Source organism: Synechococcus sp. N32 (assembly GCF_900473895.1).
Classification (GTDB): domain Bacteria; phylum Cyanobacteriota; class Cyanobacteriia; order PCC-6307; family Cyanobiaceae; genus Parasynechococcus.
Genome location: NZ_UCND01000011.1, coordinates 111,981 through 131,244, shown reverse-complemented (window position 1 = coordinate 131,244; position 19,264 = coordinate 111,981). Strand labels below are relative to the sequence as shown.

Here is a 19,264-nt window from a genome sequence, read left to right as displayed (position 1 = left end):
CAGAAGGGCTTTGGCGCAGAGCGTTGTTGTTCTCTCCTCCCAGCTGATCACCACCCTCTCGGCACTGGCCTATCTGCGCTGGAGAGGGATCCGCGGCACCCGGCTGGAGGTTGTCTCGCTCTATCGCGACGACCTCAGCCATTCGGCCAAGGCCTTCCAGCCGCTGCTGCGGTATCTTGCGGCTCAGGATGGGCATGACTGCCGGTTCATCGCCGGAGACAGCGCCTTCACTGAGCCGGAGCCCAGGGCCTGCAGCTTGTTGCTGCTGCCGCGCTTGGACGATCGCGAAGGCCAGCAGATGCTGCGCACCTATCAGGCCTCAGAGGTGGTGGAACTGGGGGAATCGATTGGGGTTGAGACGCGGCTGTATTCACGGCGTGGGCGTCGGGAACGCCAACGGATGTTGCGGCGATTGCACTGCGCTGATGGCCAAGCTGTGGTCCGACAGGATCCCCTGATTCCGTTCAATCAGCCTGTCGATCCAGGTCGGCTGCGTTGTTTGCTCGAGCTCTGCGCCACGTGTCGCGCGGCTTTCGCCGACTCCCCTTCCACCAATGGCAACCCTGCGCCAGGGCTGATGCTCTGTTTGCCATACCTCAAACTGAAGACCTGGCGCTTTCGCTGGCGCCTGATGGGGCGATCGCTGGGTTGGCGCCAGGCGCCGGTGATTGAGAACGGTTCCTATGTAAGGCGTGCCGTTCGTTCGGCCTGGCGCCCCCTGCCCGCGGCTGCACCGTTGAGGGTGCAAGCCCATCCCAAGAACGAATCACACCATGGCTTGATCGAACGGCTGTTGGCTCCGTTGCGTCCCGATGCTCCGCTCCAGGTGCTCGGCTCGACAGACCCTCTGGAGGTGCGTCTGTCGAGCGGATGGTCGTCTGAAGCGAGTGGACCTTGGCAGCTGCTGGGCTTCGGCACCAACCTCCTGGCCGCCGCGGTGTTTCTGGCGCCTCATCACCGTGGCGTCATGCTCTGCCAGCCGGCGGAGCAGGGTTGGTGGCGGCGTTGCTCAGACCCTTGGCTCAACCGTCGTGAATGGCGGAGAAGCCAGCACGTGGGTGCCTTGCTGAGCAACCTTTTGGATGCTCTGGATCAGCTGCCGGCTCAGTAGTGGTTGCCCACTTTGCGGTGATGCACCGCGGTGCTGGCCTCGGCATCAGCCACGTTGCCCTGCTCCACTACGGCATAGATGATCCAGTGATCAGGGCCTTCCATCCGTTGCTCGACCCTGCAGCCCAGAAAGGCCAGGGCATCAGCGAGCACCGGGCCGCCATCGGCGGTTCCCTCCAGCACGTTCACCCCAGCGAAACGATCGGCGCCGGGGGGGAAGCGCTTGAGGAAATGGCGCATTAATTGTTGGTGGTTGTCCTGCCGTAGAACGTTCAGCACGAAGCGGTCGCCCACTTGCATCAGGGCTTCGATCGCCCGGTCTTTGGCGACGGCGATGGTGAGGCCCGGTGGGGTGAAGCTGGCCTGGCTCACCCAGCTGGCCACCATGGCGCTGCGGCGTTGTGATTCGCCCTCTCCCTGGCTGGCGGTCACCACATAAAGGCCACCGCTGATGCGACCCAGGGCCTTGTCGAGGTCGCCATCGAGGCTTTTCATCGCCGCGATCGTCTTTTCTTTGGTCAACAGCTGGCCGAGGTCGGTGCCCGACTCCTCACAGCGTTGGTAGTCGCTGCCCTGGGGCAGTTGTTTGATTCGCAATGGGCTGAAGGCTTGCTTCTGCCCCTGGCTGCGCAGTTGATCGGCGACGGCGTCGATCGGTTCATCGTTGCCGCCGAAGGCGTCGTACACCCCCACAAGTTGTTTGGGATGCATGGCCGCCAGCAGGGTTCCGATCGAGGCCTGGAGATCCGGTTCCGGTTCCGCGGGCCAGGTCGGCACCACAACAGCTTTGGCATCGCCCACCAGGGCGGTGAGTTCCTGGGGGTCGGTGGCCCGCAGGTCCACCAGCTGCACCTGGGCATCCGCCTTGCCGATGCCGTGGGCAATGGCCTGGCTGATCCGATCGGAGAAGCCGTACTGGCTCAGATAACAAACAGCGGCATAGCTCTCGCCCTTGCTGCGCTGGCCGCTCCACTCGCGGTAGTCGCTGATCCAGTGGCTGAGGTGATGCCGCAGTAGCGGTCCGTGGCCCACCGCGATGGTGTTGATCTCCGGCAGGCCATCCATGCGCTTGAGGGCCTGCAGCACGCTGCGAGCATTGGGGCCCATCAGGCAGTCGTAATAGAAGCGGAAATCGGGGGCGATGGCGCCGGGGTCGGCGTCGAAGACGTCGTCAGAGCAGTAATGCAGGCCGAAGGCATCGCAGGTGTAGAGGATGCCTGTGCCGTGATCGAAGGAAAAGATCGTGTCCGGCCAGTGCAGGTTCGGAGCACTGAGGAATTCGAAGCGGTGCTGGATGCCGCTCTCGGGGTTGGTGCCGAGATCCAATTCCTCGCCCGACTTCACCGCACGGGATTTGAACGGCCTGTGCACCTGGTCCTTGAGGAACTGCAGCGCCACCTTCGATCCCACGATTTCGATCTCGGGATTGAGATCGATCAGGTCACCGATCAATCCGGAGTGGTCGGGTTCGGTGTGGCTCACGATCAACACATCGATCGCAGTTGGATCGATCTGCTGCTTGAGCAGGGGGATCCAGGTGTCGCGGAACTTGGCGTGGCTGGTGTCGATCAGGGCGGTGCGTTCACCCCGCACCAGGAAGGCGTTGTAGGTGGTGCCGTTGCGCAGGCCGAATTCAATGTCGAAGCGGCTGCGGTCCCAGTCGAGGGAACGAATCGTCGTGGTGTCGGCGGCGATGGCCTCGCACTGCAGCGACAGCTTCGGAGCAGCGGGAGCAACGACCATGAAACCGACCGTGACGGAAGTCGACTCTACGGAGATTCAGCGGGGCAAAGCGGCGGAGACTGGTATCAACTGCAACCTTGTGATGGCGTCATCGACGCTGCGACGCAGCATTGGACCCGGGATCCTCTTGGCCGGTGCCTGCATCGGTGGATCCCATTTGATGTCGTCCACCACGGCGGGAGCCCGATTCGGCTTTGCGCTGGTGGGCCTGATCCTGCTCACCAATCTGATCAAGTACCCGTTCTTGCGCGTGGGCACCCGCTTCACAGCGGCCACCGGACTGTCGCTGCTGGAGGGGTTCCAGAAACGCAATCCCCTCTACCTGCCGCTGTACCTGGTGGTGAGCCTGGTCACCGGCACCTTCACCATCGCGGCGGTGAGTTTTGTGGCGGGGCTGCTGCTCACCAATATCCCTCTGCTGGCGGGGTTGGATCCCTACGGCCTGTCCATCGCCGTGCTGGCGGTGAGTGGCCTGGTGCTGCTGCTGGGGCATTACTGGGCGCTCGACCGTCTCTCCAAACTGTTGGTGGTGCTGCTCACCCTGCTCACGGGGGTGGCGGCTGCATCACTGCTGATCCGCGGCCCCGTCGGGGATGTGGCGGCCAGTTGGGTCAGCACGGATCCCAGCCCCTGGACCCTGGCCAACCTGGCCTTCCTGATTCCCCTGATGGGCTGGATGCCAGGCCCGGTTGAGATGTGCGTGTGGCCGTCGTTGTGGATGTTCTCCCGTGCGCGCGACACCGAACACACCGCAACGCCGAAGGAGGCCGAGTTTGATTTCAACCTCGGCTATGGCGTCACCGTCGTGACGGCCATGTTCTTTGTGATCCTGGGCGCTTACACGATGTACGGCAGCGGTGACGGAATGCTCGCCGGAAGTGGCGTGTCCTTCGCCCAGAAGCTGATCAAGCTCTACACCGCCGCCATGGGTGGTTGGGCGGCCTGGGTGATTATCCCCGCGGCCTTTTCCGCCATGTTCAGCACCACCCTCACCTGCCTCGATGCCTACCCCCGCAGCATTGCGGCGATCCAGGGCTTGCTGCGTCATCACGACAGTGGGGATTCAGCGCCGGGGCCCATGCAGCGTCGCTTCGACATCTGGGTGATCGTGCATTTCCTGGCCGCTGTGCTGGCGCTGGTGGTGGCCAAGAGCGGCGGAATCGGCGTGAAGGATTTCGTCTTCGGGGCGATGACCGGCAGCTTCCTCACGGCTCCTCTGTTCGCCTGGATGGCTATGGACACGATCAACAGCCCCTTGGTTCCAGTGGAGCACCGTTATGGGCGGCTCACCCAGGCCTTCTGCTGGTTCGGTCTGGTGTTTTTCAGTGGCTTCAGCCTGCTGTTCATCGGCCGCTTCTTCCTCGGCCTCGGCGGCTGATTTCGCCCTTGCTTCAAAAAAACCCCTGCCGTGGGCAGGGGTTGGGCTTCCGTTCTTCTTGTCTGGGTGTGTTGGGATTGTCCAGCCCAAGGCTTTCAGTGCTCAGGTTCTGATCAGCTCTCCACCTTCACCGAAACGCTGGTGTGTTCCACCGCTTTGCCGGCGTTGATTTCAAGAATGCCGTCCCGATAGCTGGCCTTGAGCTGGTCGCGATCGAGGCTGTGGGGGAAACGGAAGCTGCGGCTCCAGGTGCCGCTGCGGAATTCGCTCAGCAGCGGTGTGTTGCTGTCGTTGCTGTCTGTGGCTGGGCGTTCGGCGCTGATCACCAGGTTGCGATCGGTGGCCTTGACATCGATGGAGTCGCGGTCCACCCCGGGCAGTTCCAGTTGCACGGTGTAGCTGGTCTCGGTTTCGCGGATTTCGGCGTTGGGAACGCGCTCAGCGGTGGCCAGTTGTTGTTCGAGACGCTCGAACAGATCAAAGGGGGATTGGCGCAGGGTCAGCATGATGGTGGCTCCGAAGAATGAACATCTGCGGACTGGGTTGATCGCCCGCCATCACAATCTGCGCCGCTTGGATGAGAACCAGAAGCGTGAGAACCGTCCGTTTTGATTCGGTCTGTACCACCAGGTTCGGCTGGCACCACAGGGATGGTGTTGAAACCGAATCTCCTTAAAGCCACCACCAGTCGCTGAAGCAGGCCGCCTGGCCGCAGACCCGCTCTTCTGCATCCCACAGGGTCCAGATCCGGGCCTTGTTGATCATGAATCGCCGCCCTTTGCGGCTGATGCGAATGCCGCGATAGTTCTGCACGGCATCGAGGCGTTTGGCCTGGCCCAGTGCGCTGCTGCGTTCCGCCCGTTCGCTGTCCGGGGCGGTGAGCCGTGAGGGCATGCCAATCAGCACATTCCAGTCGCTGTCCCACAGCAGCAGGGCCGCAGCGTTGGCGTAACTGAGTGCGGGATCCTGCTCCGTGCCGTGGGCCAGCACCGGAAAGCCGCAGGCAAACAGGTTCTGGCAAAGCAGCCGCCTTGACTGGCCCGGTTGGGCGGAAGCGATCAGCGGCCTGCTGAAGGCTTGTTGATGCGATTGCAGCAGCACTGCGGCGAGTGCTTGTTTGTCGGCGGTGAGCCAGGCGGCTTCATGGCCCATGGCTTTGCTCTGCGTTAGCTCCCGGCTGCCATGGCCTGCAGCATCGCCTTCTGGGCACTGGCCTGACCATGGGCCTTGAGGTTGTTAAGGAAGGTGCTGCGCGCATCGGCGAAGCGTGGGTCTTCCGCCAGCGGCAGCTCTCCGGCGGTATCGAGGCCCGTGTCGCCCTCCATGGCTGGGGTGATCACCACCAGGTCGCCATCGAGGCTGCGGTTGTAGCGCCACCACAGGGCCGGGTCCTGCACCGCCGCATGGGGCGGCAGCGGTGTTGCCTCTTCAGATGTGCTGGCTTTGTTCTCCTCCTTGGCTGACGCCGCCCGCTCCGCCAGGGCCTTGCGCCGGTGTTCCGCCAGGTCTTCCAGCAGCCGAGCCCGGTTGCGGCCCCGCAGTTGGAACAGCACGAAGGGGTCTTCACTGAAGCGATCCCCCATCAGGAAATACACTGCGCTGATGTGTTTGCAGGGATTGGCTTTGTCGGGGCAGCTGCACTCGCTGCGCACCTCCTGCAACTTGAACGGGAACAGGCGTTTGCCGCTGGCGGCAAACGCCCGTTCGATGTCGGAGGGCATGATCCCCGCCAGCAGCTGGGCCGACCAGCGGGCTTTCTGGGTCAGTGCTTCCAGCACATAGCCCCAGTCCTCATCGTTGAGCACATCCAGCCAGAGCTTCACTTTGTAGGGCGCTTCATCGGTGCCCTGAACACGGGCATGCACGCGGCGGCCTTCGAAGCGGATCGAGGTCACATGGCCTTCACGGGCGTAGCCCCAGGCCCGCTCCAACCGTTTCTTGAAGCGGTAGCCGTTGATCAGCTCCATCCACTGCTCGACCCACCAGGGCTGTTGGCCCAGGCCGTCGTCGCCGATGGCGGTGATGCTGTTGCTGCTGCCGTTGCTGAGGGTCATGGTCAGGTGTCCTCCAAGGCGACGAGATCGCGCAATTGATCGCCACCGAGGCTTCCCAGCCAATCCTCGCCGGAGCCGATCACATCCTCAGCCAAGCGTGATTTTTCGCGGATCATGCGATCGATTTTTTCCTCCACCGAGCCGCTGGTGATGAATTTATGCACCATCACCCGGTTGGTCTGGCCGATCCGATAAGCCCGGTCGGTGGCTTGGTTTTCGACAGCCGGGTTCCACCAGCGGTCGATGTGGAATACGTGGCTGGCTCGGGTGAGGTTGAGGCCCACACCCCCGGCCTTGAGTGAGAGCAGGAACAGCTGCGGCCCGCGGGGATCCTCCTGGAAGCGATCCACCATCGCCTGCCGTTCGCTCTTGCGGGTGCCGCCATGCAGGAAGGGAACTTCCGATTTCCAGCGCTGCTGCATCCAGGACTGCAGCAGATGCCCCCATTCGGCGAACTGGGTGAACAGCAGGGCCCGATCGCCCGCTTCGATCACCTCATCGAGGATTTCCTCAAGCCGTTGCAGCTTGGCCGAACGGCCCAGGAAGCCATCGTCCACGGCTCCTTCGCTCAGGGCTAGGGCGGGATGGTTGCAGATCTGTTTCAGCCGGGTGAGCAGGGCCAGCACCTGCCCGTGGCGCTGCCCACGCGGCGCCCGCGCAATGGCATCGAGGGTGTCTTCCACGGTCTTGCTGTACAGGGATTTCTGCTCCTTGCTCAACCCCACCCATTCGCTCAGCTCCACCTTCTCCGGCAGGTCGGAAATGATTGTTTTGTCGGTTTTCAGCCGGCGCAGGATGAACGGACCCACGCGGCCTTTGAGGTCCCGCAGGGACGACATGTCCCCATACCGCTCGATTGGCATCCGGTAGCGCTGGCGGAAGAAGTCCTCTTCCCCCAGCACCTTGGGGTTGAGGAAGTCCATCAAGGCCCACAGTTCGCTCACCCGGTTCTCCACGGGGGTGCCGGTGAGGGCGATGCGGAAGCGGTTGCTCTTGCTGCGACCGGGTCGGGCCAGATCCCTGGCGGCCTGGCTCTGTTTGGCGCCGGGGTTCTTGATCGCCTGGGCTTCGTCAATCACCACCCCCTGCCAGTCCTGGGTTTCCAGCAGTTCGCTGTCCCGCTGCAGCAGTCCGTAGCTGGTGAGCACCAGATCCACCTCCTTCAACGCTTTTTTGAGTTCGGCGGGTGTGGAGGGGCGGCGGGGGCCGTAATGCTCGGTGACCTTCAACTCCGGGGTGAACGATTCCGCCTCCCGTCGCCAGTTGGTGAGCACCGAGGTGGGAGCCACCAGCAGCACCGGGCGTTTCAGTTCCTGCTCTGCTTTGAGGTGCTGCAGAAACGCCAGCAGCTGGATGGTTTTGCCCAGGCCCATGTCGTCAGCCAGGCAGGCCCCCTGGTCGAAGCGGTGCAGGAAGGCGAGCCAGCCGAGGCCCCGCTCCTGATAGGGCCGTAGCTGACCGCTGAATCCCTCGGGAGCCGGCAGGGGGTCGGGCGCTTTCTGCTGGTGGTATTGCTCCAGCACCGATTGGAGCCTTGGGCCGGCGTCGAAGCGGTGCACCGGCATCCGCATCAGCAGTTCCCCTTCCGTTCCCGTCAGCCGCAGCGCGTCGTCGAGGCTCAGTTCCGGTTTCGCGCCACAGAACCGTTCGGCGTTCTTGAGGTCGTTGGGTCGCAGTTCGATCCAGGCCCCCTTGTGGCGCACCAGGGGGCTGCGCTTGCCGCTCAGGCGCTCCAGTTCCCGCAGGGTGAGCGTCACCCCGCCGATCATCAGATCCCACTCCCAGTCCAGACATTCGCCCAGGGTGAAGCCGCGGGAGCGCTCTGGAAGTTCGGCCTTGATCGACAAGCCCAGTCGGCTGGCCAGGCCACCGGAGAGGCTGGGCGGCAGCTCCACCCCCACACCGGCATCCCGCAGCTGGCGGGCCGCCGTGCGCACCAGCACGAAGGCTTCGGCCGGGGTCAGCTGCATCGTGTCCGGCGTCGCACTCTCCAGGCCCCTTTCGATCGGTGGGAACACCGTCAGGGCCCGTCCCAGGCCTTCCAGCAGCACTTCGCCTGGTTGATCCACCTGGATCTCCCCCAGTTGCAGCATCTCGGCGCCGGAGGCCCAGGCTGCGGCGGCCGGGAGTTTCAGGCTGGGATCGGCTTCCGCCTGTAGCCCGAAGCGCAGCTCCCAGAGATCTTCTCCCTCCGGTGGGGTGTGCAGTTCAAGGCAGGTGCGGGCCGCAGCAAAACCGCCGGCGATGCCCTCCCTCCAGTGATGGCTGGCGGTGGCCAGGCGTTCGGCTTCTTCATCACCGATCTCGATCACCCCGGTCTCCGACCCCAGGGCCTCCTGCCAGAGGGTCAGCAGGGGATCAAGCCCATCGGTGGATGGTTCAAAGTCCTTGCGCAGCTGCGCGTCCACCAGGTCTTCCAGAAGCGTTGCCACCCGCAGGCGTCCGCTGCGGGGCCGGCAGCTGGCCACAGGGTTGGCGGCCCGCATCGCCTCCGGTCGCAATCGGGTGGTGCGGTTGCTGCGGCGCCCCAGGGGTTCCCGCCAGGGCAAGGCACAGGTGGCCACCAGCGGCAGGCTGGCCGCCAGATCCTCGAGCCGGCGCCGGTCCTCTTCCCGGTTGAGCAGCGGCACCCAACGGGCCCGATGCGGATAGCCCTCCCCTTTGCTGAGCTCCATCTGGGGAATCCAGCGGCCCCGGGCTACCAGGCTTAGGGCCCAGCGCTGCAGATGGCTCCACCAGCGCAGTTCGTCAGCCAGGTCTGGATTGGTGCCGGAGAGGGGCAATCGGGACAGCCACTCCGTGGCCGCCGATGGTTCCACCGCGAGCCCTTGCACCTGCCAGGGCCACCATTCGGTTTGTTTGGGGATTGGTTCGCCGGCCTGCATCGGTAGCCCGGTCCAGCCCGGTGGTTCCGGCGTTGGCTCCTCTTTTTTGCTGCGGCTTTTGCGCGGCTTCACCGTGCGGCTGGGCAGGGTTAGACAGGCCGTGGCATCAATGCAGCCGCCCGGCAAAAGGTCGCGTTCGCTCAGCCAGGCCCTGAGGTCGTCATGGCTGAGGGTGAAGGGGTGCAGCGCGGGGGTGAGGCCGGGGCCTTCCGGTGTTGCCACTCGCCAGGTGTCAGCCCAAACGAGCAGTGCCGGTTGACCGGAACTGCTGGAGGTGCGGATGGCGGGAAGCCAGGTGGCGTGCAGCAGGCTCATGGCCGCGACGCGGGCAGGAAGCGGAGGGTGCCGTGGAGCAGGAGAGCACTGCCGATCAACGGCAGCCAGGCCTGAAGTAGCTCCAGTAGTAATGATGCCAGGCCATCGACCTGCCAGTTGTCAAGGGGTAGAGGCATGCCGAGGCTGCGCAATCCGCAGACCGCCCCCACCAGACCTGCCTGCAAATGCCCGTCATCAGGGTCCACCCGTTGCAGGTGGAAGGCCAGCAGGCCGTAAAAGAGGCCACAACCGCCCGAACGCACCGCAGCTTCCAGACCCCAGGGCAAGCTCAGCAGCCCTGCGCTGATGCCGGCAGCCAGCGCCCAACCGATCGACTGCAGCCGCAGTCGCTGGCGAATCTCGGGATCACTGGGTGGAACGGCCACGGGCGCCGGCGGTTCAAAGGCGATCATGACGGCAGGATCCCCCTTTCCTGTCATGGTTGCCGCCGCATCGTCGTCTTCTGCAGCGTCTGCACCGCGCAGTGGGGAGGAGATCCGTGAGGCCTTTCTCAACTTCTATGCCGAGCGCGGCCACAAGCGGATGGCCAGCGCCTCATTGATTCCCGAAGACCCAACGGTGCTGCTCACCATTGCGGGAATGCTGCCGTTCAAGCCGGTTTTTCTGGGCCAGCAGGAGCGACCCGCGCCCAGGGCCACCAGTTCGCAGAAGTGCATCCGCACCAACGACATCGAGAACGTGGGGCGCACGGCCCGGCATCACACCTTTTTCGAGATGCTCGGCAACTTCTCGTTTGGGGATTACTTCAAGCAGCAGGCGATTGAGTGGGCCTGGGAGCTCAGCACCGGCGTTTACGGCATCGATCCCAAGAACCTGGTGGTGAGCGTCTTCCGGGAAGACGACGAAGCCGAGCAGATCTGGCGCGATGTGGTGGGGGTGAACCCCAAGCGGATCATCCGCATGGATGAGGCCGACAACTTCTGGGCCTCCGGCCCCACCGGCCCCTGTGGCCCCTGCTCGGAGATCTATTACGACTTCAAACCCGAGCTCGGGGATGAGGGCATCGATCTCGAGGACGACGACCGTTTCATCGAGTTCTACAACTTGGTGTTCATGCAGTACAACCGCGACGCGGAGGGCACCCTCACGCCGTTGGCCAACCGCAACATCGACACCGGCATGGGCCTTGAGCGGATGGCCCAAATTCTGCAGAAGGTTCCCAACAACTACGAAACCGATCTGATCTTCCCGCTGATCCAAGCGGCCGCGGATCTGGCGGGGGTCGACTACCACCAGCTCAACGACAAGGGCAAGACGTCGTTGAAGGTGATCGGCGACCACAGCCGTGCGGTGACGCAGCTGATCTGCGATGGCGTCACCGCCAGCAACCTGGGCCGCGGCTACATCCTGCGGCGTCTGCTGCGCCGGGTGGTGCGCCATGGCCGCCTGTTGGGCATCGATAAACCCTTCCTCGTCACGATGGGCGAGGCGGCGATTGCCCTTTTGAAGGGTGCACACCCCAGCGTGATCGAGCGCCAGGAGGTGATCCTTTCCGAACTCCAGCGGGAGGAAGCCCGCTTCCTCGAGACCCTCGAGCGCGGCGAGAAGTTGCTGGCGGAGGTGCTGGCCTCCAAGCCCACCCAGATCAGCGGTGCCCAGGCCTTTGAGCTGTACGACACCTATGGCTTCCCGCTGGAGCTCACCCAGGAGATCGCCGAGGAGCAGGGCCTGGCCGTTGACCTCGATGGCTTCGAGGCGGCGATGGAGGAACAGCGCCAGCGGGCCAAGGCGGCCGCGGTGAGCATCGACCTCACTCTGCAGGATGCGATCGACCAGGTGGTGGCGGATCAGGCGGCCACCTGTTTCGAGGGCTATGAAGCCCTCGATCACGCCTCCTGTGTGCAGGCGTTGGTGGTGAACGGTGAACCAGCCAGCACCGCCAAGGCGGGTGACGCGGTTCAGGTGGTGCTCGACAGCACGCCGTTCTATGGCGAAGGCGGTGGTCAGGTGGGCGATCGCGGCGTGTTGGCGGGCAGTGATCTGATTGTTCGGATTGAGTCGGTGAGCCGCAGCCGCGATGTCTTCGTCCATGCAGGGCGGGTGGAACGCGGCGAGCTCGCCTTGCGCGACACCGTGAAGGCCCAGGTGGACCGTGCCTGCCGGCGTCGGGCCCAGGCGAATCACACGGCCACCCACCTGCTCCAGGCAGCGCTCAAGCAGGTAGTGGATCCAGGCATCGGCCAGGCCGGTTCACTGGTGGATTTCGATCGCCTGCGCTTCGACTTCCACTGCCCCACGGCGGTGACGGCGGATCAGTTGCAGCAGGTTGAAACCCTGATCAACTGCTGGATCAACGAGGCCCATGCGCTGCAGGTGCAGGAGATGGCGATCGATCAGGCCAAGGCGGCCGGTGCCGTGGCGATGTTCGGCGAGAAGTACGCCGATGTGGTGCGGGTGGTCGACGTGCCCGGTGTGTCGATGGAGCTCTGCGGTGGCACCCACGTGGCCAACACCGCTGAGATCGGCCTGTTCAAGATCGTGGCGGAAAGTGGCGTTGCGGCCGGTATCCGCCGGATTGAAGCCGTCGCAGGTCCTGCCGTGCTCGCCTATCTGAACGAGCGCGATGCAGTGGTGAAGCAGCTGGGGGATCGCTTCAAGGCTCAGCCGGCCGAGATCGTTGATCGTGTGGCTTCCCTGCAGGAGGAGCTCAAGGCCACCGGCAAGGCGCTGGCCGCGGCTCAGGCGGAACTGGCGGTGGCGAAGGCCGGCGCTCTGGCCGCTAAGGCCGAGCCCGTGGGCGACTTCCAACTGCTGGTGGAACGCCTCGACGGCGTGGATGGCGCTGGTTTGCAGGGTGCAGCCCAGAGCCTGGCGGATCAGCTGGGGGATGGTGCGGCCGTGGTGATCGGCGGTCTGCCGGATCCCGGCGACATGGGCAAGGTGATCCTGGTGGCGGCCTTCGGCAAGCAGGTGATCGCTGCCAAGCTCCAGGCCGGCAAGTTCATCGGCGGCATTGCCAAACAGTGCGGCGGTGGTGGCGGTGGTCGCCCCAACCTGGCCCAGGCCGGGGGACGCGATGGTGCTGCCCTCCCTGCTGCTCTTGAGTTCGCTCGCTCCGAGCTGGCGGCAGCGTTGGCTTAGTCCTGAAGGTAGGTGGTCTGTCGCAGGCTGCTTTCGAGGTGATCCAGCAGCCGGCGTGACTCGTCGATGCGCAGCTGGCCGTTGTTGATGGCCGCTTCCGCCGCCACCCGCAACCGCTCCAGCAAGGCACGGGGGTCGTGCTCCATGGCCTCGAGCACATCGGCATTGGTGTCACCCCGCACGACGTGGTCAATGCGATAGCTACCGCCGGGGCTCAGACGGATGTGAACGGCGTTGGTGGTGCCAAACAGGTTGTGCAAATTGCCCATCACCTCCTGATATGCACCGCTTAGGAACAGGCCAATCAAATACGGGTTGTTGCCGTCGAGTTCGTGCAGCTCCAGCAGCTGTTTGGGTTGTCCATCTCCGATGAAGCGATCCAGACGACCATCGGAATCACAGGTGAGATCGGCGAGGTTGGCCAGTCGCGTCGGCCGTTGATCCAGTTGCTGGATGGGCACCACTGGAAACAGCTGGTCGATGGCCCAGGTGTCGGGTGCTGAGCGGAAGATCGACAGGTTGGCGTAATACGTTCCCGCCAAAGCCTTGTTCAGAGCTGCGAGCTCTTCTGGGATGGCTTGATCCTTGGGCAGTCGCTGCGCAATCGCATCAGCACAGGCCCACGTCAGTTGTTCAGCGGTGGCGCGATCGGGCAGCCCCATGTACCCGAGCCGGAATGCGGCAAGCGCATCCTGCTTGAACTTCAAGGCGTCGTTCCAGGCTTCCTGCAGACGCACCAATTGCGCATCCGCCGTCGCTGACAACTCCTCAATCGTGGCGAGGGTGTCCCGCAGGTTGCGAACGGTGAGTGGTTCATCTCCGCTGGCCTTGGGAACCGATGCCGGCAGTGCGCTGCTGCCCAGCACGTCGAACACCAGCAGGGAGAAATGACTGGCAATGGCGCGGCCGCTTTCGCTCACAAGCGTGGGTACGGCCACACCATTGGGTTCGCAGCATTCCCGCACCGTGGCCACAACGTCGTTGGCGTAGTTCTGCAGCGAGTAGTTCGTGGATGCTGCTGATGCGGTGCGGCTGCCGTCGTAGTCGATGCCGAGTCCACCACCCACATCCAGGAACCCCATCGGAGCCCCCAGTCGGGTGAGCTCCACATAGATCTGCCCCGCCTCCTGGAGGGCGTCTTTGAGCACGGCGATGTCGTTGATCTGGCTGCCGATGTGGAAGTGCAGCAGGCGCAGATCGGGGAGCAGGTTGTTCTCCCGCAGCCGCTCCACTGTGGCCAGCAACTCGGGAATCGAAAGGCCGAATTTGGCCTTGTCGCCGACGGAGCTGCCCCAACGCCCCGTGCTGCGGCTGGAGAGCTTGGCCCGCACACCGATGTAAGGCGCTGCTCCCAGGCTTTTGCTGGCTTCGATAATACGGTCGACTTCGTCCGGCTGTTCAATCACCACCACCGGTTGCCGTCCAAGACGTCGCGCCAGGATCGCTGTCTCGATGTAGAGCCGATCCTTGTAGCCGTTGCAGATCAACAACGCTTCGGGGTCGTCCAGCAGCGAGAGGGCGATCAGCAGTTCCGCTTTGCTGCCCGCTTCCAGCCCGAAGTTCCAGCGTTTGCCGCAGCTCACCAACTCTTCCACCACGTGGCGTTGCTGGTTGCACTTCACCGGGAAGACACCCTGGTACCGGCCTGGGTAGCTGTACTGCGCGATGGCGCGTTCAAAGGCGGCGTGGAGCCGCTCCAAACGGTCTTCGAGGATGTCGTCGAAGCGAATCAGCAGCGGCAGCGCCAGGTTGCGGCTTTTTAGCTCCGACACCAGATCCACCAGATCTAGGCTGCCGCCGCGATCCCCTTGGGGTTGAACGCTGATGTGGCCGCGCCCATTGATGGAGAAATACGGATCGCCCCAGCGATCGAGGCCGTACAGCGCAGCACTGTCCTGAATCGACCAGTGTTCGCTGTCTGACACCTGCGTCTGCTTGAAGTGGATGGCCGGAATCTAGGGACATTCCCTGCGCTGCCCAAGGTCAGTGCTTGCCAAGCGGGGTGGCCAGCACTGACGATGGCGGCGCTTTTTATTCACACCAATCCATGGCCGAACGCACGTTCATCGCCATCAAGCCCGACGGCGTCCAGCGCGGCCTGGTGGGCGAGATCCTCGGCCGCTTTGAGCGCAAGGGCTTCAAGCTGGTGGGTCTGAAGCAGATCACTCCCAGCCGCGCCCTGGCTGAGCAGCACTACGGCGTCCATAAGGAGCGTCCCTTCTTTGCTGGTCTGGTCGATTTCATCACCTCCGGCCCTGTGGTGGCCATGGTCTGGGAAGGCGATGGTGTGATCGCCAGTGCCCGCAAGCTGATCGGTGCTACTAAGCCCCTCGAGGCTGAGCCCGGCACCATTCGTGGCGATCTGGCCGTCAACATCGGCCGCAACGTCATCCACGGTTCCGATGCTGCGGAAACCGCTGCCTTCGAGATCGGCCTCTGGTTTGAAGCCTCTGAGCTGAACGACTGGTCTCCTTCCGATCAGGAGTGGCGCGTCGAAGGCTGATCGCTCAGTTTCCGAACCGGTTCCAGCGGAATGCCCCCAACAACGCCGCCGAAGAGGCGTTGTTGGGGGCTTTTTTCATGACACCGCCGGCCGTGAGCTCAGCCGTGATGGCGGCAAGCAGAACGCCATTGCGGTGATGCCCACAGGCCAGCCATAAACCAGGTAGCGGACCAGGGCCGAGCAAGGGGCCTTCATCGGGCGTGCAGGGCCGGAACCCCCACCAACGCTCCATCGGGGGCCATGTGGTCGCTGTTGGCAGCAGGCTGGCGATGCCCTCTTGCAGTTGTTTCTGGCCATCGGGGGTTAGGCCTTCGGCAAATCCGGCGTCCCGTTCGCTGGTGGCCCCCACCACGATCAATCCGTCTTCGCGTGGAACCAGATAGGTGCCGGGGCCGAAGATCACGCGCTTCAGTGCCTCCCGCGGACCCTGCAGCGACAGCATCTGCCCTTTCACCGGGAACACGGGCAGTTGCGGCACCAGTTGTTGGCTCCAGGCGCCACTGCAGAGCACCGCTTGCTGGCAGCGCAGTTGCTGCTGTTCTCCTTCGGCGCTGCGCAGATGGATGCCGCAGAGCTGTCCGGCGGACTCCCGCTCCAGATCAAGCACTTCGGCCCCTTCCATGAACCGCACGCCCAGGGACACGCAGGCCCGCTCCAGGGCCCGCATCAACTGCCTGCGGTTGTCGATCTGGCCGTCCTGCTCGAACAGCAGCCCGGTGCTCCACTCCGGCCCCAAGCCTGGGATTTCCCGCTCAAGGCCGGTGCGGTCCAAGGCTTGCCCAAGGTTGGCGGTGGGGTAGGCGTCCCGCTCGGTCGCTGTTCGGAACGGCACCACGATGCCGCTGGTGCGCAGGCCGCAGCTCAGGCCGCTGTCAGCCTCGATCTGCGCCACCCAGCGGGGGATCAGCGCGAGGCTGGCTTGACCCAGTTCCAGCAGGTTGCCGCTCAAGCCTTCGGCATGGGGCGCCAGCATCCCTGCAGCCACAAAGCCTGCCGCTTCGCTGCGGCGGCGGCTGATCACGGTCACGCGCTGATCGCGACGGGCCAGCTGATGGGCAACGGCTAAGCCCATCAGTCCCCCGCCCAAAACACAGACGGCTGAGGCAGAGGCGGCAGTCATGCGCAAGAAAGGCCCTTGCTGGTCATGCTGTCAGGAGAGGGCTTCATCCTGATTCCATAGGATCCCGGAATCTGCTTCACATCACGGGCGCATGGCCGACGCAGCAACCCAACCGGCCTGGGAGGCCGTGATCGGTCTCGAGACCCACGTGCAGCTGGGAACGGACAGCAAAATTTTCACGGCAGCGTCCACCACCTTTGGTGATGACCCCAACACCCACATCGACCCGGTGGTGTGCGGTCTGCCCGGCACATTGCCGGTGCTGAACCAGAAGGTGCTCGAGTACGCCGTGAAGGCAGCGATGGCGCTGAACCTCAACATCGCCGAACACAGCAAGTTCGACCGCAAGCAGTACTTCTATCCAGATCTGCCGAAGAACTATCAGATCTCCCAGTACGACCAGCCGATCGCAGAGGAAGGCTGGATCGAGGTGGAGGTCGCTGAAAAAGGGAAAGACACCTACCTGAAGACCATCGGCATCGAGCGTCTGCACATGGAAGAAGACGCCGGCAAGTTGGTGCATGCCGGCAGCGACCGCCTGGCGGGATCAACCCACTCCCTGGTGGATTACAACCGGGCTGGTGTGGCCCTGGCCGAGATCGTCAGCAAGCCGGACCTGCGCACCGGCCGTGAGGCGGCGGAATACGCCTCGGAGATCCGCCGGATCATGCGTTATCTGGGGGTGAGCGACGGCAACATGCAGGAGGGATCCCTCCGTTGCGACGTCAACATCTCCGTGCGTCGGGGGCCGGATGCGCCCTTCGGCACGAAGGTGGAAATCAAGAACATGAACTCGTTCTCGGCCATCCAAAAGGCCTGCGAGTACGAAATCAAGCGCCAGATCAAGGCCTACGAGACCGGTGAGCCGATCGTTCAGGAGACCCGCCTCTGGGATGAGGGCAAGCAGCTCACCAAGAGCATGCGCAGCAAGGAAGGGGCCAGCGATTACCGCTACTTCCCCGATCCTGACCTCGGTCCGATCGAGGTGAGTGCTGATCAGCGGGAGTCCTGGCGCGCTGAATTGCCGGAGCTGCCGGCGGCCAAGCGGCATCGCTACGCCGATGAGCTGGGCCTTTCCCAGTACGACGCGCGGGTGCTCACCGATGAGCGGCCGATGGCCGACTACTTCGAGGCGGTTGTGGGCGCTGGCGCTGACGCCAAGCTTGCGGCGAACTGGATCACCGGCGACATCGCCGCCCATGTGAACAGCAACCGGCTCAGCTATGCCGAACTGCCCTTCCGGCCTGAGCAGTTGGCCGAGATGGTGCAGCTGATCGACGGCGGCAAGATCAGCGGCAAGATCGCCAAGGAGATTCTTCCGGAACTGCTCGAGAAAGGCGGCTCACCCAAGGCGATCGTTGATGAGCGCGGCCTCGGCATGATCAGCGATCCGGCGGCGATCGAAGCCATCGTCGATGAGTTGCTGGGGGCCCATCCCGATGAGGTGGAGGCCTTCCGCGGTGGCAAGACCAAGCTGCAGGGCTTCTTCGTCGGACAGTTGATGAAGAAGACCGGTGGCAAGGCGGATCCCAAGCTGGCCAATCAAATTCTGAGCAAGAAGCTCAAGGGTTGATGAGCGGAGCGGCAGCCATTCCCGACGCCTGGAAGGAGTGGCTGCTGAAGAACCGCGATCGCGGCTGTGATCCTGAAGGCTTGATGCGACGGGCCCTCGACCAGGGGTTCGCGCGAGAGGCGATTGCCGCTGTTCTTAATGCGTCGTCCCACGGGCTGACGACCCGGGGTGAATCCACCCCCGATTGGCTCGCCTGGTTCGAGGCCCCCCTCACCCGGCCGGAGCACCGGCCTCGCGCCTGGCGGCTGGATACCTCTCTGGCCCAGGTCTATGAGCTGCCTGCTCTGCTCAGCCACGAGGAATGCGAGCAGGTGATCGACGCCATCAACGGGTCACTGCAGCCGTCAACGGTGACCCGCGGCAGCAGCGATTACCGCACCAGTCGCACCTGTCACTTGCGCCAGAACAATCCCCAGCTGGCGGCGAGCCTGGATCAGCGCTTTGCGGCCTTGTTCGGCGTGGATCCACGCCTCTCGGAACCGATTCAGGGGCAGCGCTACGACCCCGGCGAATACTTCAGGGAACACACGGATTGGTTCTCGCCGGGGACGCAGGAATACGCCACCCACACCGACAGCGGCGGTCAACGCACCTGGACGGTGATGGTTTATCTCAACGCTGTGGAGCGGGGTGGGGAGACGCTCTTCCGCCGCCTGGGGCGGTCGTTCACGCCGGTGCCCGGCATGGCGTTGGCCTGGAACAACCTTCAGGCCGATGGCACCCCCAACCCCTTCACGCTTCATGAGGCCTTGCCGGTGGAGGTGGGCCACAAATGGGTGATCACCAAGTGGTTCCGTGCCGACATCGGGCGAAACGGCTAACCGGGATCTGCTGGCAGCGTTGCGTTGAGCAGACCCAAGGCCTGGGTCTGCCATGCGCCGGGTTGGCCTCGATTGGAAATCACGTGATCTGCCAAGCCGCGTTTGCGGCTCAGGGGCCATTGGGCGGCAATGCGGGCTTGAGCGGCGTCAGGGCTCAGCCCGTCCCGTTCGATCAAGCGTTCGAGTTGCTGGGATGCATCGCAGTCGACCAGCCAGATTTCGCTGCAGAGCGACTCCAGCCCCGCTTCGAACAACAGCGGAATCATCAGCACAACGGCTGGTGCCTTGGCATGGAGGCTGAGTTCTTGGTCGAAGCGCTCCCGCACGATCGGGTGAACCAGTTGCTCGAGCCACCGCCGTTCCGCGGGGTCCTGGAACACGATCCGACCCAGGGCAGCGCGGTCGACGGCTGCGCCCCCGTCAGCCTGAACTCCAGCGCCGTACCGCTGCATCACGCTGGTCGTGGCCGGGCGACCGGGTGCGAGGGCCTCTCGGGCGAATTGATCCGCATCCAACACCGGCAGACCTTGCTGCGCCAACCAATGGCCCAAGCTGCTCTTGCCGCTTGCAATCCCGCCCGTGAGTCCGATGCGTCGTTGCGAGAACGGCTCGCCAGGCGCCATGGTGTCGGAGCAGGATGCACCCAGTGTCTCGCGGCGG

Annotated in this window: 15 protein-coding genes; 6 read left to right on the top strand and 9 right to left on the bottom strand. The window is 64.0% G+C overall.

All coding sequences use genetic code 11. The annotated features are described in order from the left end of the window. Positions 1–10 precede the first annotated feature (10 nt). Entirely contained in the window at positions 11–1,111 is a 1,101-nt protein-coding gene (locus DXY35_RS04285; protein ID WP_115081273.1) for a hypothetical protein, read from the top strand. On the opposite strand, the gene DXY35_RS04280 is transcribed toward DXY35_RS04285, so the two are convergent. Further along, positions 1,105–2,853, bottom strand: a complete 1,749-nt coding sequence (locus DXY35_RS04280; protein WP_115081272.1) for a diflavin flavoprotein — start codon at positions 2,851–2,853, stop codon at positions 1,105–1,107. The two genes, DXY35_RS04285 and DXY35_RS04280, sit on opposite strands and share 7 nt — an antisense overlap. An 82-nt stretch (positions 2,854–2,935) precedes the next feature. Between DXY35_RS04280 and DXY35_RS04275 the strand changes: the two genes are divergently transcribed. Beyond that, positions 2,936–4,231, top strand: coding sequence for an NRAMP family divalent metal transporter (locus DXY35_RS04275; protein ID WP_115081597.1), 1,296 nt, complete (start codon positions 2,936–2,938; stop codon positions 4,229–4,231). 113 nt (positions 4,232–4,344) lie between these two features. On the opposite strand, the gene DXY35_RS04270 is transcribed toward DXY35_RS04275, so the two are convergent. From DXY35_RS04270 to DXY35_RS04250, 5 genes are all read right to left on the bottom strand, one after another. Further along, entirely contained in the window at positions 4,345–4,737 is a 393-nt protein-coding gene (locus DXY35_RS04270) for an Hsp20/alpha crystallin family protein (RefSeq protein ID WP_115081271.1), read from the bottom strand. A gap of 166 nt (positions 4,738–4,903) precedes the next feature. After that, complete coding sequence (locus DXY35_RS04265; protein ID WP_115081270.1) at positions 4,904–5,383, bottom strand: MEKHLA domain-containing protein; 480 nt, start codon at positions 5,381–5,383, stop codon at positions 4,904–4,906. 14 nt (positions 5,384–5,397) lie between these two features. After that, positions 5,398–6,285 (bottom strand): SWIM zinc finger family protein, encoded by an 888-nt coding sequence (locus tag DXY35_RS04260; RefSeq protein WP_115081269.1) that lies wholly within the window; start codon positions 6,283–6,285, stop codon positions 5,398–5,400. Between the two features lie 2 nt (positions 6,286–6,287). Next, on the bottom strand, positions 6,288–9,485 hold the full coding sequence (locus DXY35_RS04255; protein ID WP_115081268.1) for a DEAD/DEAH box helicase: 3,198 nt from the start codon (positions 9,483–9,485) through the stop codon (positions 6,288–6,290). Beyond that, entirely contained in the window at positions 9,482–9,898 is a 417-nt protein-coding gene (locus tag DXY35_RS04250) for a hypothetical protein (protein ID WP_114987758.1), read from the bottom strand. Before DXY35_RS04250 ends, DXY35_RS04255 begins: the two co-directional genes overlap by 4 nt. 25 nt (positions 9,899–9,923) lie before the next feature. Between DXY35_RS04250 and alaS the strand changes: the two genes are divergently transcribed. Continuing rightward, positions 9,924–12,587, top strand: coding sequence for an alanine--tRNA ligase (gene alaS, locus DXY35_RS04245; protein WP_115081267.1), 2,664 nt, complete (start codon positions 9,924–9,926; stop codon positions 12,585–12,587). On the opposite strand, the gene speA is transcribed toward alaS, so the two are convergent. Beyond that, positions 12,584–14,512: a biosynthetic arginine decarboxylase gene (speA, locus tag DXY35_RS04240; protein WP_115081266.1), complete on the bottom strand. Its 1,929-nt coding sequence runs from the start codon at positions 14,510–14,512 to the stop codon at positions 12,584–12,586. The genes alaS and speA overlap by 4 nt on opposite strands. Positions 14,513–14,634: 122 nt before the next feature. Between speA and ndk the strand changes: the two genes are divergently transcribed. Then, complete coding sequence (gene ndk, locus DXY35_RS04235; RefSeq protein WP_025362563.1) at positions 14,635–15,090, top strand: nucleoside-diphosphate kinase; 456 nt, start codon at positions 14,635–14,637, stop codon at positions 15,088–15,090. Positions 15,091–15,094: 4 nt separating this feature from the next. Here the strand turns inward: ndk and thiO are convergent, their stop codons facing one another. Beyond that, the gene (thiO, locus tag DXY35_RS04230) at positions 15,095–16,210 is read right to left on the bottom strand and encodes a glycine oxidase ThiO (protein ID WP_115081265.1); all 1,116 of its coding nucleotides are present in this window, start codon (positions 16,208–16,210) and stop codon (positions 15,095–15,097) included. A 91-nt stretch (positions 16,211–16,301) separates the two neighbouring features. Here thiO and gatB point away from each other — a divergent pair, with 91 nt between their 5' ends. Together gatB and DXY35_RS04220 are read left to right on the top strand one after the other, a co-directional pair. Further along, the gene (gene gatB, locus DXY35_RS04225; protein ID WP_115081264.1) at positions 16,302–17,783 is read left to right on the top strand and encodes an Asp-tRNA(Asn)/Glu-tRNA(Gln) amidotransferase subunit GatB; all 1,482 of its coding nucleotides are present in this window, start codon (positions 16,302–16,304) and stop codon (positions 17,781–17,783) included. Further along, positions 17,783–18,604 carry a 2OG-Fe(II) oxygenase gene (locus tag DXY35_RS04220; RefSeq protein ID WP_115081263.1) on the top strand — a complete coding sequence of 274 codons (822 nt, stop codon included), beginning with the start codon at positions 17,783–17,785 and terminating at the stop codon, positions 18,602–18,604. Before gatB ends, DXY35_RS04220 begins: the two co-directional genes overlap by 1 nt. Here DXY35_RS04220 and coaE read toward each other — a convergent pair. Further along, positions 18,601–19,227 carry a dephospho-CoA kinase gene (gene coaE, locus DXY35_RS04215; RefSeq protein WP_115081262.1) on the bottom strand — a complete coding sequence of 209 codons (627 nt, stop codon included), beginning with the start codon at positions 19,225–19,227 and terminating at the stop codon, positions 18,601–18,603. The genes DXY35_RS04220 and coaE overlap by 4 nt on opposite strands. Positions 19,228–19,264 lie beyond the last annotated feature (37 nt).

Bases quoted from the DNA above. Each gene is read 5' to 3' on its own strand.
- DXY35_RS04280 (WP_115081272.1), bottom strand. From the start codon at position 2,853: ATGGTCGTTGCTCCCGCTGCTCCGAAGCTGTCGCTGCAGTGCGAGGCC.
- DXY35_RS04275 (WP_115081597.1), top strand. From the start codon at position 2,936: ATGGCGTCATCGACGCTGCGACGCAGCATTGGACCCGGGATCCTCTTG.
- DXY35_RS04270 (WP_115081271.1), bottom strand. From the start codon at position 4,737: ATGCTGACCCTGCGCCAATCCCCCTTTGATCTGTTCGAGCGTCTCGAA.
- DXY35_RS04265 (WP_115081270.1), bottom strand. From the start codon at position 5,383: ATGGGCCATGAAGCCGCCTGGCTCACCGCCGACAAACAAGCACTCGCC.
- DXY35_RS04260 (WP_115081269.1), bottom strand. From the start codon at position 6,285: ATGACCCTCAGCAACGGCAGCAGCAACAGCATCACCGCCATCGGCGAC.
- DXY35_RS04255 (WP_115081268.1), bottom strand. From the start codon at position 9,485: ATGAGCCTGCTGCACGCCACCTGGCTTCCCGCCATCCGCACCTCCAGC.
- DXY35_RS04250 (WP_114987758.1), bottom strand. From the start codon at position 9,898: ATGATCGCCTTTGAACCGCCGGCGCCCGTGGCCGTTCCACCCAGTGAT.
- alaS (WP_115081267.1), top strand. From the start codon at position 9,924: ATGGTTGCCGCCGCATCGTCGTCTTCTGCAGCGTCTGCACCGCGCAGT.
- ndk (WP_025362563.1), top strand. From the start codon at position 14,635: ATGGCCGAACGCACGTTCATCGCCATCAAGCCCGACGGCGTCCAGCGC.
- thiO (WP_115081265.1), bottom strand. From the start codon at position 16,210: ATGACTGCCGCCTCTGCCTCAGCCGTCTGTGTTTTGGGCGGGGGACTG.
- gatB (WP_115081264.1), top strand. From the start codon at position 16,302: ATGGCCGACGCAGCAACCCAACCGGCCTGGGAGGCCGTGATCGGTCTC.
- DXY35_RS04220 (WP_115081263.1), top strand. From the start codon at position 17,783: ATGAGCGGAGCGGCAGCCATTCCCGACGCCTGGAAGGAGTGGCTGCTG.
- coaE (WP_115081262.1), bottom strand. From the start codon at position 19,227: ATGGCGCCTGGCGAGCCGTTCTCGCAACGACGCATCGGACTCACGGGC.